12 protein-coding genes and 1 pseudogene are annotated in these 13,879 nt (G+C 67.3%); 8 read left to right on the top strand and 5 right to left on the bottom strand.

Features of this window, described 5'->3' with window-relative positions; translation table 11 throughout:
* Positions 1-108: 108 nt before the first annotated feature.
* Positions 109-264, top strand: coding sequence for a hypothetical protein (locus CJZ80_RS15330; RefSeq protein WP_158217462.1), 156 nt, complete (start codon positions 109-111; stop codon positions 262-264).
* Positions 265-3,188: 2,924 nt separating this feature from the next.
* On the top strand, positions 3,189-3,647 hold the full coding sequence (locus CJZ80_RS08915) for a hypothetical protein (protein WP_144036997.1): 459 nt from the start codon (positions 3,189-3,191) through the stop codon (positions 3,645-3,647).
* Between the two features lie 7 nt (positions 3,648-3,654).
* On the opposite strand, the gene CJZ80_RS08920 is transcribed toward CJZ80_RS08915, so the two are convergent.
* Complete coding sequence (locus tag CJZ80_RS08920) at positions 3,655-4,059, bottom strand: hypothetical protein (protein ID WP_094512654.1); 405 nt, start codon at positions 4,057-4,059, stop codon at positions 3,655-3,657.
* Between the two features lie 373 nt (positions 4,060-4,432).
* Here CJZ80_RS08920 and CJZ80_RS08925 point away from each other — a divergent pair, with 373 nt between their 5' ends.
* Genes CJZ80_RS08925 through CJZ80_RS08935 form a run of 3 tightly spaced genes read left to right on the top strand, consistent with a single transcriptional unit; the run spans position 4,433 to position 7,390 of the window.
* The gene (locus CJZ80_RS08925) at positions 4,433-5,173 is read left to right on the top strand and encodes a methyltransferase domain-containing protein (RefSeq protein WP_094512803.1); all 741 of its coding nucleotides are present in this window, start codon (positions 4,433-4,435) and stop codon (positions 5,171-5,173) included.
* Positions 5,166-6,302, top strand: coding sequence for an NAD(P)/FAD-dependent oxidoreductase (locus CJZ80_RS08930; RefSeq protein ID WP_094512655.1), 1,137 nt, complete (start codon positions 5,166-5,168; stop codon positions 6,300-6,302). Before CJZ80_RS08925 ends, CJZ80_RS08930 begins: the two co-directional genes overlap by 8 nt.
* Positions 6,293-7,390: a type III polyketide synthase gene (locus CJZ80_RS08935; RefSeq protein WP_094512656.1), complete on the top strand. Its 1,098-nt coding sequence runs from the start codon at positions 6,293-6,295 to the stop codon at positions 7,388-7,390. Before CJZ80_RS08930 ends, CJZ80_RS08935 begins: the two co-directional genes overlap by 10 nt.
* Positions 7,391-7,802: 412 nt before the next feature.
* Here CJZ80_RS08935 and CJZ80_RS08940 read toward each other — a convergent pair whose 3' ends face one another.
* Complete coding sequence (locus CJZ80_RS08940) at positions 7,803-8,102, bottom strand: thermonuclease family protein (protein ID WP_144036998.1); 300 nt, start codon at positions 8,100-8,102, stop codon at positions 7,803-7,805.
* 35 nt (positions 8,103-8,137) lie between these two features.
* Between CJZ80_RS08940 and CJZ80_RS08945 the strand changes: the two genes are divergently transcribed.
* On the top strand, positions 8,138-10,390 hold the full coding sequence (locus CJZ80_RS08945) for a beta-glucosidase (RefSeq protein ID WP_094512658.1): 2,253 nt from the start codon (positions 8,138-8,140) through the stop codon (positions 10,388-10,390).
* Positions 10,391-10,420: 30 nt separating this feature from the next.
* Here the strand turns inward: CJZ80_RS08945 and CJZ80_RS08950 are convergent.
* A pseudogene (locus CJZ80_RS08950) lies at positions 10,421-10,678 on the bottom strand (cell division protein SepF); the annotation flags it as partial.
* A gap of 61 nt (positions 10,679-10,739) precedes the next feature.
* Entirely contained in the window at positions 10,740-11,303 is a 564-nt protein-coding gene (locus CJZ80_RS08955; protein ID WP_094512659.1) for a PAP/fibrillin family protein, read from the bottom strand.
* 164 nt (positions 11,304-11,467) lie between these two features.
* Between CJZ80_RS08955 and CJZ80_RS08960 the strand changes: the two genes are divergently transcribed.
* On the top strand, positions 11,468-11,836 hold the full coding sequence (locus tag CJZ80_RS08960) for an RNA-binding protein (RefSeq protein WP_094512660.1): 369 nt from the start codon (positions 11,468-11,470) through the stop codon (positions 11,834-11,836).
* Positions 11,837-11,894: 58 nt separating this feature from the next.
* Here CJZ80_RS08960 and CJZ80_RS08965 read toward each other — a convergent pair whose 3' ends face one another.
* Positions 11,895-13,472: an apolipoprotein N-acyltransferase gene (locus CJZ80_RS08965; protein WP_094512661.1), complete on the bottom strand. Its 1,578-nt coding sequence runs from the start codon at positions 13,470-13,472 to the stop codon at positions 11,895-11,897.
* A 50-nt stretch (positions 13,473-13,522) separates the two neighbouring features.
* On the opposite strand from CJZ80_RS08965, the gene CJZ80_RS08970 reads away from it, so the two are divergent.
* Positions 13,523-13,864 (top strand): phasin family protein, encoded by a 342-nt coding sequence (locus CJZ80_RS08970; RefSeq protein WP_094512662.1) that lies wholly within the window; start codon positions 13,523-13,525, stop codon positions 13,862-13,864.
* Positions 13,865-13,879 lie beyond the last annotated feature (15 nt).

Below are 13,879 nucleotides of genomic sequence, written 5' to 3' on the forward strand. Positions count from 1 at the left end.
CGATGTCACCGCCGTGCGACACCGGCCAGGGAGAACGGCATGTTCAGACACATCGGCAGGCTCGTGTTGCGTCGATCGTCATGACGCGAATCAGGTCCCCCCTGATCAGTGCAGAACACTGTTGGGACGCGCACAATTGATCACCGCCTGCGCAGCATGGTGACGACGTCTTTCCCTGGCATCGGCTTTGCCGATGAAGTGAATGAACTGATGCATGCGGGCGCTTTAGCATTGTCAGCGAGTGGCGATCCGCTTGATGAGTGAGCACGACGCTGTGGATGGCACAGTGCTGGGAGTGGCTTCTGGCCCATCTGAGCCGAACTGCCCAAGTGTGCGTGCCCGCCGGGTGGCTTCCCTTCCCAACAGCGACATGATCACCTCCTGGCATGAACAACATGGTGGCGACTCAAAGCAGCCCCGATGCCATCTCCGGCGATGTGCTCGCCTGCAGCCCTTGCTAACAGTTCGATTCAGTAGCGACGGCTCTCCCTGGCTCAAGCAAAGAACATCCCGCCATCTTCGGCTTGGATGATGTGGCGCATCCAGATCCCATACCAATAACTGACCTTTGTGATCGGCCTCGGATTTTGACGGAAGAGTAGAGCTTAACAATACGATGACCCAACGAAGCAATAGCGGAGATAGCCATATGCAAGAGAAGCTGCCATGAAGATGTAAATGCCGCTCATCGTCCAGGCAAAGAATCTGGGTTTCATTCTCATCACCCACCGGTATCCAAATGTGCTTGCAGTCAGTCCGCCAATTAGCCCTCCCAAGGCAATGAAAGCCAGGCTTACCAGTGCTGACAATGATCCCAGCCCTCCCCCCGCTCCCCATGACTCCAGGGAGCCAGGGGTGCAAATCAGTGGGCTGCTGCAAGCCAGGATGCAGCCTAAAAAAGCGCCCCTTATGCTCACTGCGAATGTGCTTGGAATTGATCGCCGAAGTGCCCCAGTGACAACACCAATAGCAACACCCAAAATCGCTCCCAGGACACCACTGAGAAGCGTATGAGTGAATAGCCGCGACAAAACAAAGGCAAGCATTTCATTGCCCCCAGGACTTGCGAAGAGAATGGATGCTTGGAAATGAAAAATTAGCTGCAGCCGCAATCATCTCTGCCATGGAACCCAGTCGCACTTGTGACAATCGACATTTCTCGTTTCTGCCGAGATCTGCATCATGTCGCAACCAGCCCTCCGCCTGAAGCCAAAAAGTCGTGTCCTCAAATGATAATGGCTTCAGGCGCCTGACCTCGCCGGTGGGGGGCTTTCGCCGCACCCTGGAGCCCATTGCCTTGGAGCCCTTTGGCGGCAGTGAACGTGTGTGCGTGGGCAAGGCGCAGGTGGAGCTGGCACTCCGGCTGCTGGGATGCCCTGTGCAGACTGCTGAGCTTTGCGTTGGAGCCTGATCAAGACCCCATGCTCGTGGTTGTCCCAAGCCCCTCCCCGAAGCATGGGCTGCTGCTGCACCAAGCGGCTGCGAGCCTCAGCATTGATCGGTACCTGTTGTTCTGTTCGGCGGTGAGGCCTTCATCCGCGGCCTGCTGGGCATCAGTTGACTTCACTACCGAGAGTTGTTCATCGCACTCCAGCAGGTATTCCGGTTGGGCCATCCCTTTCGGTCAGCAGAGAGTTCTTTTTCGAATCCCCTCCTGCGCGATTGACAGCCGCACGTAGCTTGAGGACCTCCGCAACGTATCCAAATCGCTGCCCACCATGGCTTGTCAGATTCAGGTCATGTTCAGCGGCCAGTGCTGCGCTCGGGTCTCGCAATCAAGCGCCCCTAAGCGCCCCGAACAATGTGGTGCGTTCTTGTGCCAGCTCTGTGGTTGAGTGCCTTCGCTGCAGGCATCCCCGAAAAGGTGCTCCTTGGGTCTGTATGGGAGGTGTGGCTTGATGAGATCTGACTCATTCGGGTTGCACCAGGCGGATAGCTCTACTTCAGGCCTTCGATGGTGGTTCGAGTTCAACTTCGATTCGAGTTGAGATGATCTTCCTGGAAATGCACAAGATGAGTAAGCCCCTGAGTTGGTTGGTCTCCAGGCTTTGTGTCAAACAGCTGAGTTTGCCGCGCGAAACCAGATAAGGATTGGGAGAGAGGGCTGTCCAGTTCTTGGGGAGATCCAGTTAGGCGTTGAGGCTCACAACAAGCTCAAGTGGCTGATGAGGACGTTGACCAGCGCCCTCCGCAGTGGTCCGATCGTCATTGCCAAGCGTTCTGCAACAGTACTCTGATTCCAGCACGGCAGCTGAAGTTATACGCTGACTACTTCACCTGGGCAGGCGTGGCCTTAGGCCTTCTCTTGTTTGTTTCCGTCAGGAGGAAGGTGTTGATCTTGGTCGGCTCTGCGGGAGGTGAATTGTGGGCCTGGATCTACGAACATTGTTTACCGTCGGGCCACGGTGGATTGGTGCGGCCGAATTGCCAACGGATCGTCCTGCTACTACCAGCGGATGGCGAGCGACCAGGTCTCATCGACCGAGTTGACATGACCATCAAGCTCTCGGTGGAGTTTGCCGAATGGATTCATCAAGTGATCACGCCGTAGCTGTTGCTTCTGCTCATCGGCATGAATGGACTGATCGGTTCAAGACCTCAGCGCGATGGGCTGGATCACAGTGGGAGCTGGTGGCGATCACCACAGGGGGCGCAGGGCGCGGCGGCCGCCGGCTAGTCGTTGGTGCCGTGCGCCTTCGGGTGCCCAGCCCCCCTGGCATGCCAGGTCTGTGCTCCAACCCTGGCAGCGACGGATGAGCAGGGCGATGCAGTTCACTTCGGCGGGATGATGGAGAGCGTGGTTGATGATGCTGCCATGCTGTTGCGTACGGGCAGCAAGACTTCGACAGTCCATTGGGGCCCGGCCTCGATCGTCTGCTACTGATCGCCGTAGGCGCGAGGTCAAGTAGCTGCAAGCTCAAGAGTTCACTCGAGGTGGACCCAGTTGAGGCGCGTCCTAGAACCCTTTGGATGAGGATGCTGGTAACCACGGATGGAGCATCGTCGTGACACCGTCCCGCTGGTTCCGCGCATGGTTCAGTCATGCCTGGAGGGCCTGCTTGTTTCAGGCTGCCAGGCGAGAGGCTGCCTTTCTGAAGGGAAACTGTTGCCCTGCTGCCGCCGGTATTGCTTTCGCTCTGTGTCTGGTGCTTTCACCAGGTGAGGCTCCAGCCCGGCCCGACAAGGTCGTGGCGCTGCAGGGTCTCTGCTTCCGTTCCCCACGCGCCCTCTCTAGCCCCTTATCGGTGGGTCTCGATGCTGTGTCTGTGGTGCATCCGCCGGCAGCCGACGCGCAGAGCGAGCGCTTCAGCCTCACCGCTGTTCGCTTTCCGCTTGACGTCACCGATGCCAAGGCCGGCATGACCCCGGCCGAACTGCGTGCCTACGTGGCAACGGTGTTCCTCGCCGGCCAGGCCCATCAGGGAAGGCCGATTCAGCGCCACTTGCTGGAGCGCAGTGTTGAAGGGCTGGCCTTCTCCACCTCGATTCCCGCTCCTTCCTTCGCCGAGGTCTACGCCCTGCGGCTTCAGAATCGAGAAACGGTGGTGCTGGGCTTTAAGTTCCGCAGCGGCTGGCGCAATGAGGCTGGGAACCTGATCACTGCGATCGCTGGGAGCCTGCGGGAGTGCAACGTCAACCAGCCCTGAAGCTGACTCAGCGCGTCTCACACCGCACCCGAAGCACTTCACCCTCCACCCCCGTGCTGACCAGCCGCAGGCGGTCTCCGCCCGGATCCAGGCTCAGCAGGCCGAGGTACAGCCAGGTACTGCCTTCCCCGGAGAGCGCGATGATCACGCCGATCCGATCGGGCCCCTCTCCCGCCACCGCTAGCACCGGCCCACTGCTCTCGTAGAAGCTGAGGCGATCGGCCTCGATGCGAAGCCACGACTCGTCGCTCTGCGTGGCAGTGCAGTGCCGCGCCTCTGCCATCCAGAGGCCCCGGAAGACTGCGGGGATGGCCCCGAGCCGCTCGGCGGCTTGCGCCGGAGGAGCGAGGGTGAGCCCCGCAGCCAGTCCGGCGATGAGTCCATTGAGAAGGTGCTGGGCGGTGGTCGTCACGGCTGTAGCCGGTGATCGAGCTTCTCAACAATGGCTGGATCACACCGCTCCAATGGCTGGTGCTGCCAATCTCCACATCAAGGCTGTGGAGGGTGCCTCGACACAAGCCGGGTGCTCCGCAACCGATGCATCTCTGAGATCTCCGTGACTGGTTTGGTTGAGGCCGCAGGAGCTTCACGCCCAGGCACTTGAACGGATGCTCTGGGTGCGGCGTTTGCTCAACGCCTTCGGAAAAGCTCTGCCATCGCTGCCAGCCCTCGGTCAGCAGGGGTGCTGCCCTGCCGCACGGATCAACGAGGAACCCCGCACGACGCCCTCTGCCCACCCGGCGTCGCCATCATTCGTGCATGCCCTCTCAGGACAAGCCGAGGCGATGCCGAGCCTGAACGCCCTGAGCCGCAGGGAACGGATACCTGAAGTGATGGATCAGCCGGGCATCGACCCCGTCGATCACGCCCGGGCCTTGGCGGGTCTCCGCCGCATCAATGCCCTGAGCCGTTGTTCCGCCTCCCTGTTCGCGCCGATCGCGGCGCTGGCGGCGCGGCAGCCAGACCAGCCGCTGCGGGTGCTCGATCTGGCCTGCGGCGGCGGTGACACCGTGATTGATCTGGCCCTGCTGGCCCGGCGCAGCAAGCTGCCGCTGATCCTGGAGGGCTGCGACATCAGCGCCAGCGCTGTGGCGATCGCCCGCGCCAATGCGGAACGCCGCGGCGCCGCGGCGCGCTTCTTCCAGGCCGATGCCCTGGCGGATCCCTTGCCCTCCGGTCCGGACGGAGCCGCGCCCGCTGGCTATGACGTGGTGATCACCTCCCTGTTCCTGCACCACCTGGGCGACCACGACGCCGAGGTACTGCTGGCCCTGATGGCCCGCCGGGCCCGTCACCTCGTGCTCGTCAACGACCTGATTCGCAGCCCGCTCGGCTATGGCCTGGCCTGGGCCGGCACCCGGCTGCTCAGCCGCTCCTGGATCGTCCACACCGATGGACCGCTGTCGGTGCAAGGGGCCTTCCAGCCCGCTGAGGTGGCGGCCGTGGCTGATCGGGCCGGGCTGAGCGGCGCCAGGATCCAGCGCTGCTGGCCGGAGCGTTACCTGCTGAGCTGGTCCCGTGGTTGAACGCCAACCGGGCAAGCCCTGGGACGTGCTGGTGATCGGGGCCGGGCCCGCCGGCGCCCTGGCCAGCCTGGATCTGGCCCGTCACGGTCTGACGGTGCTGCTGGTGGAGAAGCGCAGCTTCCCGCGCTGGAAGGTGTGCGGCTCCTGCTTCAACGCCCAGGCCCAGGCGGCCCTCGCCTCCGTGGGCCAGGGCCACCTGCTCGAACACCTGGGCGGGCGACCCTTGCGGCGGCTGCGGCTCGGCCTGGGCGGACGGGAAACCACCTGCGCCCTGCCGCCGGGGCGGGCCCTCTCCCGCGGTCGCTTCGATCAGGCGCTGGTGGAGGCGGCCGTCAACGCCGGTGCCGTGTTCCGCCCCCACACCACCGCGCAGCTGGGTGGCGTCACCCCCCGCACCGGTACCCAAACCCGCAGCGTCTGCCTACGGCAGGGACAGCGGCAGGAGCTGGTGCAGGCGTCCGTGGTGCTGGTGGCGGCGGGGCTGGCCAACCGCAGCCTGGAGCACGAGCCCTCTGCCCACACCCGCATCAGCCCCCGCTCCCGGCTGGGGGCCGGCTGCGTGCTGGCGGGGAGCCACAGCCGCTGGGAGGAGGGCACCATTCACATGGCGGTGGGCCGCCAGGGATACGTGGGCCTGGTGCGGGTGGAGGACGGCAGCCTCAACCTGGCAGCGGCCTTCGATCGCGCCCTGCTGCAGGAGTGTGGAGGCGCCGCGGCGGCGGCCAGGCAGGTGCTGGCGGAGGCCGGTTTTCCCGCCATTCCCCAGTTGGCGGAGGCCGCCTGGCAGAGCACACCGGCGCTCAGTCGCCGCACCACCCCCCTGGCGGGCCATCGCTTCCTGGTGCTCGGCGATGCCGCCGGCTATGTGGAGCCTTTCACTGGAGAAGGCATGGGCTGGGCCCTCGCCGCCGCCATCGCCGCCACGCCGCTGGTGCTCGAGGGCACCGGCAGCTGGCAGCCGGAGATCGAGCGCCGCTGGCGTGAGCTGCACCGGCAACGGATCGGCCGCCGGCAGCTGCTCTGTCGTGGCCTGGCCCTGGCGCTGCGCCACCCCACCAGCAGCCGGGGCCTGTTCTGGGCAGCGTCTCGCCTGCCTTCCCTGCCGCAACGGCTGCTGCGATGCCCCTGACGATCCTCGGCGTCGGCACCAGCGTTCCCCGCCACCGGATCAGCCCGGCGGAATCGGCGGCGATGGCCGCGCGCATCTCTGCTTCCACACCGGAGAGGGCGGCCCTGCTGGCGCGCATCCAGCGGCGCTCCGGGGTGAACCTGCGCCACAGCGTGCTGCTGGAGTCGGCGGAGCACGAGGCGGGCATCGATGGCCGCATGCCCTTCTACGGCGAGAGCAGCCCCTCCACCGGCGCGCGGCTCCGGGCCTTCGAAACCCATGCTGAACCCCTGGCGCTGGAGGCGGCACGCCGGGCTCTGGCGGATGCCGACCTGGCTGCAGAGCGGATTACCCACCTGGTCACGGTGAGCTGCACGGGGTTCCAGGCGCCGGGCTTCGATCTGGCCCTGATGGCCCAGCTGCCCCTCCACCCCGATGTGGAACGCACCCATGTGGGCTTCATGGGCTGCCACGGCGCGCTCAACGGCCTGCGGGTGGCGCGGGCCTTCGTGGAAGCCGATCCGAACGCCTGCGTGCTGCTCTGCGCCGTGGAGCTCTGCAGCCTGCACATGCACTACGGCTGGGATACGGAGAAAGTGGTGGCCAACGCCCTCTTCGCCGACGGGGCCGGTGCGCTGGTGGCCACGGGGGCTGCCGGAGCGGCAGGGGCAGCCGCTGACGCCCCGCCGCTGCAGGTGCTGGCCTCCGGCTCCACCCTGATTCCGGGCAGCAGCGATCTGATGTCCTGGACCATCGCCGACCACGGCTTCGAGATGACCCTCTCCACCAAGGTGCCGGCGGCCGTGGCTACCCACCTGCGCCCCTGGCTGGAACGATGGCTCAGCTCCCGAGGGCAACCCCTCGCCGCCATCGGGTCCTGGGCCCTGCACCCTGGCGGGCCACGCATCCTTGCGGCGGTCGCCACGGCGGTGGAGCTGGAGCCCCACCAGATCGCGCCCTCGGCCGCCGTACTGCGCCAGTTCGGCAACATGTCGTCGGCCACGATCCTGTTCATCCTCGAGCGGCTGCGCCGCAGCAACGCTCCCCGCCCCTGGGTGGCCCTGGCCTTCGGGCCTGGCCTCACCGTGGAAGCCAGCCTGCTGGGCTGAGGCTGTGGCCGGGGGCCAAAGGCAGCTGGGGGGGCACAGGCGAGTCGTGCGGGTGCGCGAGCTGGGCGCGTCAGCGATCAGGACGGGTCAGCCATGTGGAGAAGGGACAGACGCAGCGCCGGGCATCGGGTCATGGGTAAGGAATTCACCCTTGGCACAACAAGGATGTGCCGCCCATCCACCGCTGAAAAAAAAGCAAACGAAGCCGATGAATACAGCAATGAGAGTAGAGAACCAAGCCAGATTCATCCTCTTCTCATTGACCTGGCCGCAGAGTGAAGTCGATCTCTCAGACGGCAATGCCGAATTCTTGCATTGGCCAGCGAATCTCTGAGCACCATTGGCATCACTGGCATGACGTGCTCCTGACTTCGGGAAGCACCACATTGGGCCACCATGCTCTGCTCATGGCTCACTCAGCGTTCGTTGACAGGTCTTTGCTTAGCAACATGGCTTCCTTGGCAGCCTGCATGGCCCCATCTGCGGAGAGGGAGGTCACGCCGCTGCGCCGTTCGCGGCTGAAGTCCCACGGGCGGCTGAGGCCCCCCGGCACCTGCCAGACGCCGCCACGGCGCCGGATGGCTTGCTGCTCCGCCGCCAGGTAGGCCTTGGCGTCGCACTGGTTGAGGAAACGGCGGAACACGAAGGCGTGGCCGCTCTCCACCAGCGCCAGGTCGATGTTGGTGCCGGCCTGCGGCCTGCTGCTGGGAATGGCTGCACCATGAACAGTGAGCCCACCCCCCTGCCATGGCGCCGCCTCGCCCCCACCTGTTCAAAGGCCGCGCCGGACCCGCCGCGGCCATTGAGCGCACAGCCCGCGCCCTGCTGGAGCGCATGAGCCCGGCGGAGAAGCTCGGCTGCCTCGATGGCGACACCCCGTTCTGGTCGGGGATGGCGGAGATCGCCACCCAGGACGCGTCTCACCGCCATCCATGGCCGGCTGGCGTGGTGCCCCGGCTGGGGATCGGCGGGCTGCACTTCGTCGATGGACCGCGTGGGGTGGTGCTCGAAGGCGGCGCCACCACCTTCCCGGTGCCGATCGCCCGTGGCGCCAGCTGGGATCCGGAGCTGGAGGAACGGATCGGCGTGGCGATCGGTCTTGAGGCCCGCTCGTTCGGCGCCAACTGGGTGGGAGCCGTGTGCGTGAACCTGTTGCGCCATCCCGGCTGGGGCCGCGCCCAGGAAACCTATGGCGAGGATCCGGTGCACGTGGGGGCCATGGGCGCCGCCCTGACCCGCGGACTGCAGCGCCACACCATCGCCTGCGTCAAACATTTCGCGCTCAACTCCATCGATGGCTGCCGCTTCCTGGTGGATGTGCAGGCCAGCCCGCGGGTGCTGCATGAGCTCTACCTGCCCCACTTCCGCGACTGCGTCGACGCTGGCGCCGGCTCGGTGATGAGCGCCTACAACAGCGTGAACGGCGAGTGGTGCGGCCAGCACCCGCTGCTACTGCAGGCCATCCTCAAAGACCGCTGGGGCTTCCGCGGGTTCGTGGTCACGGATTTCATCTTCGGCCTGCGCGATGGGCCGCGCGCCCTGCAGGCGGGCCTCGACCTGGAGATGCCCTTTCCGATGATCCTGGCGGGCAGCCTGGGGCCGGCAGCGGGTCACCCCCTCAGCGCCGCCCTGCAGGCGCGCATTGACGATGCGGTGCTGCGCCAGCTGCGGGTTCAATTTGCCGTGCCCGCCGGCCGCTACCCAGTCACACTGCGACGCTGCGCGGATCACCTGGCGCTGGCGCGGGAGGCGGCTACCAAGGCGATCGTGCTGCTGCGCAATGAGGGGCCGCTGCTGCCGCTGGCCGCCACTGGCTCGCTGGCGGTGATCGGCCGGCTGGCGGCGCAGCCCAACCTGGGCGACCGGGGCTCCTCCGACACCCGGCCCGCACCCGGCAGCGTCGTGACACCGCTGGCGGGTCTGCGGGCGGCGGCTCCCGCCATGGCCATCCGTCACGAGGAGGGGCGGAACCTGGCTGCCGCCGCCGCCCTGGCCGCCGCGAGCGACGCCGCCGTGGTGGTGGTGGGTCTGGATTGGCGCAACGAAGGCGAGCACATCCACCCGGGCGACATCGCCCCGGTGCTCGAGCAGGTGCCGCCTCCCGCCGCGCTGGTGCGCTGGCTGGGCTGGCGGCGGCTCACGCCGCTCTGGCGCCAGCTGACGCGGCTGATCGCGGCCCTGGCGCGGCAGGGCTCGGCCCGGCCCGGCAGTCACTTCGCCTCCGGCGACCGCACCTGCCTGGGTCTGCCTGCGGCGCAGCTGCGCCTGATCCGGGCCGTGGCCGCCGCCAACCCCCGCACCGTGGTGGTGCTGATGGGCGGCGGCGCCATCCTGTGTGAGGAGTGGCGGCAGCTGGTGCCGGCGCTGCTGCTGCTCTGGTATCCCGGCGAGCAGGGGGGCGCGGCCCTGGCCGATGTGATCTTCGGGCGGGTGTCCCCCTCAGGCCGGCTGCCGTTCGCCCTGCCCAGCAGCGAAGCGCACCTGCCGCCATTCGATCCCCGGGCCCGGCGCCTCACCTACGACCTCTGGCACGGCTACCGCCGCCTGCGCCGCCAGGGACACGTCGCCGCTTACCCCTTCGGCTGGGGTCTGTCCTACGCGGCCTTCACCCATGAAGGGCTGGCGGCCCGGCTCGTGCCGGAGGAGCAGGTGCCGCAGGCGCAAGGGCCCGACGAGCAGATGCTGGCCGTGTCGCTTGTGGTGCACAACACCGCGGCAGTGCCAGGCGACGAGGTGCTGCAGGTGTACGTGGAGCCCCCGGGCCTGCGGCTGCCGAGGGCGGCGCGGCAGCTGGTGGGCTTTCAGCGCCTGAGCCTGGCAGCGGGGAAGACGCTGCCGCTCACCCTGCGGATTCCGCTGCGGCGTCTGGCCTACTTCGATGAGGCCCGCGACGCGTTCGTGCTGGAGGCGGGCTGCCACCGCGTGCTGGTGGCGCCTCACGCGGAGGCACCCGGCCTGGCTGTGGAGCTCACCTTGCGCGAGCAGGTGCTGGAGGACTGAGACAGATCAGCCGCCACCGCCCACGTCGCGGGTCACCCCCACCCCTTTGGGAGCGAACAGGAACACCATCTCGCCAAGCCGCTCCTGGTGGCCATCGAGCGCGAACACGCCACCGGAGACGAAATCCGCCGACCGCTGCGCCTCCTCGGGCGCCATCGCGGTGAGGTTGAGCACCACCGTCTTACGCTCACGCACCGCCTGAACAGCGTCGAGCGACTCCTCGAAATGCCGGGGCTCCATCAGCAGCACCTCGGGTGGCAGGTCGGGGAACCGGTTCATGGTCACAACCTGACATGGTCAGCCGGCCGGTGCCAGCACGCTGGCGTGTGGCCCGGTCGGGTGGCGGGGGTCATGGGGCGGCGTCCGCCCGGTGGTCCAGGGCGCCCAGAAACATGTCGGGATCCAGATCGGGCCGGCGGCGCAGCGCAAACACGGTGCCGGCGTTGCCGCGGCTGAGGCGCAGCTGATCATCAAGAAACGTGACATCCAGCCAGGCGGGAAATCCCTGCTGAACGGCGCGGAACAGCTCCAGCCGACGGCCCGCCAGCTCGGGCCCGCGCCAACCACCCCGCTCGAAGGTCACGCTCACCCGCTGGGCGCCGGTGACGGCGATGCGGGCCTGCACGCCGATGGCTGCCAGTGGCCCCAGGGGACCCGCCAGTCGCAGCAGGTTCATCGCCTGGCCCCGTTGCGGCAGCAGCACCTGCAGGTTCTCCAGCCAGGGCGCCACTTTGAGATAAGGCAGTTGGCTGCTGCTCCAGCGCAGTTCCCACACGCCTGTCAGCTGCTCCAGCTGGCGGTCCAGATCGGCGGGCGCCTCCTGCTCCAACCCCTGGATCAGGGCCAGCAGTGCGTCGTCGGCCATGGATCCGGGCCGCTCCAGGGCGTCGAGAAGCTGCTGGCGTAGTGGCATGGAGGAGGGCTGGCAATGGGTAGAAAACACACCGCGACGACGGGGAGACTTGGACGGACGTACGGGGCGAGCTCCTGTACGATTTGGTTGATTCCTAGATCCCTGGCCAGTCCACAAGTCTGTTCAAGACGTCGACGGATCCGTTCAAGTTTTTTCTCAGCTCAATGACAATCTACGTAGGCAACCTCTCGTTCGATGCCGAACAGGAGGATCTCCGTGACCTCTTCAGTCAGTACGGGGAAGTTCGCCAGTGCAGCCTGCCTCTCGATCGGGAAACCGGCCGGAAGCGCGGTTTTGCCTTTGTCGAACTGGCCAATGATGCCGAAGAACAGAAAGCCATCGACGATCTCCAGAACGTCGAATGGATGAATCGCATGATCCGCGTCAACAAAGCTGAGCCGCGTGGCGGCGGCGGTGGCGGCGGCAATCGCGGTGGTGGCGGCGGCTACGGCGGTGGCGGTGGCGGTGGCTACGGCGGCGGTGGTGGCGGCGGCGGCTACGGCGGTGGTGGTGGCGGCCGCAGCCGTTACTGAGCCGGTACTGAATTCACTAGTTGCTGATTCAACGAAGCGGCCTTCGGTCTCTTCCTGATCAACCTTCAAGCCTCGCCCTGTGCGGGGCTTTTTTTATGGCTGCCGCCCGACAGACGCCGCCGACCAGCGCCAGCACCAGCAGGGGCAGTTCGCCCCAGCGCACGTAGGGGGTCCACGCCGTGCGGTGCTCCAGCGCGAACAGGCCGGTGGCGGCATGCCCGGCGGCCAGCCGCTGGCGAATCACTCCGTGGTGGTCCACCACCAGGCTCGGACCGGTGTTGGCGGCACTGGCCAGCCAGCGGCCCGTTTCGATCGCACGCAGCTGGCTGAGGGCCGCGAACTGGTGCTGCAAGAGCGGGGGATAGGGATCGAGGTTGGCTGTGGCCAGCAGCCAGCCGGCTCCGGCGCGGCTGGCGGCCGCCAGCCCCCGGCCGTCCGCCAGCTCGTAACAGATGGCCACAGCGAGCGCGCCCCCCGGCCGCTGCAACAGGCGCGAGGGCGCCCCGGGCTGCACCCCGCCCACTGCCGACAGGCCGGCCCAGCGCCACCAACGCGCCAGCGGCACCCATTCCCCAAGCGGCACCAGCCGGTGCTTGTCGAGGGCGGACACGGGCTGGAGGGAGCCCGGCGGGAAGCGCAGCACACTGCTGCGCAGCTCTTCTCCCACCTGCCGGAAGCCACCGCTGAGCACCTCCACCGGCCCCGTTGCCGGCAGGTGTTGCCCCAGGGCGAGAGCCCCCTCCGGCAGCACCAGCAGATCCACCTGCCGCTGCATCGCCTCCGCCTGAGCGGCGGCCAGACGGCGGCGTAGCAGGAGTTGCTGATCGGCGTCGAACTTGCGCCGCGTGGGAATCGCCGGCTGCAGCACCAGCACGAGCTCCCGCAGGTCTACGGCCTCGCTGTGCTGGATTGCAGTGTGCTTGGCCGGGATCTGGCTCAGTCGCTGGTCCGGTTTCTGACCAGTGCTCTGGCGCTGACCTTCCAAAACTCCCAGCTGGCTCCAGCCGATCAGGTGCAGCAGCAGGATCGAGGCCGCCAGGAGCACACCGCTGCGACGCCGCCGCTGCGGGCCGCCGGCCAGCACCCGCCAGAGACCCCAGCCGATCAACAGCTGGACCGCCGCCACCAGGCCACTGCCGCCCAGTGCCGCCAGCCCGGCCAGGGGCCGGTCGCCGGGCAGGGCCGAGGCCCCGAGCCCGATCCAGAACAGCGGCCCGGTGGCCAGCGTCACTTCCGCCAGACCCCAGAGCGCGGCCGCCAGCAAAGCCGTGCTCCAGCGACGCGGATCGAGGCGGCGCACCAGCAGGCTCCACAGCGCCACCAGGGCGGCACCGAGCACCGCCAGGGCACCCCACAGGGCAAGGCAGAGGGGCAGGCTCAGCGGTAGCGGCACCCCCACCCAGTCGAGCGGATGGAGCCAGAGCAGCCAGCGGTGGCTCACCAGCACCGCCGCCGCCCCCCACAGGGCAGCGCCAGCCGGCGTGGTCTGCCCCCACAGCGGCACCAACGCCAGCCACAGCAGGGGCGGAAAGCCCCATGGGGCGAACGTCACGCCCGCCAGCGCACCCGCCAAGACGGCGGTGAAGGGAGCCGTGAGCGGGCGCGTGGCCCAGGGCAGCGGCCGGTCATCGCCCATGGCTTGGGTCCAGGGCGGGAGACCAGGATGGGGCACCGAACGTTGTCGCCATGGAACGGGACAATCTGCTGCAACAGCTGCTGCTGCGTGGGCTCGGCACCAGTTCGATGGTGGCTGAGCGGCTGCGCAGCGTCACCCAGTCGTGGGTGACCAGCGGCCGGCTCGATCCCGGCCAGGCCACCGCCCTGGTGGATGACGTGCTGCGAGCCCTGCGGGGAGACAACCCCGAGCTGGAGAAACAGGCAGGCCGCACGGTGGAGCGCAACGTGGAGTCGTTTCTCCAGGACCTGGGGCTGGCGCGGCAGAGGGAGGTGGACGAGCTGCGTGGTCGCATCGACCGGCTCGAGCAGGCCCTGCGCGCCCGCCGGGAGACGGAGGACAGCAGCGACTGAATGCGACCTCGGCCG

Origin of the sequence: Synechococcus sp. MW101C3 (genome assembly GCF_002252635.1) — a bacterium.
In the GTDB taxonomy this organism is placed as follows: domain Bacteria; phylum Cyanobacteriota; class Cyanobacteriia; order PCC-6307; family Cyanobiaceae; genus MW101C3.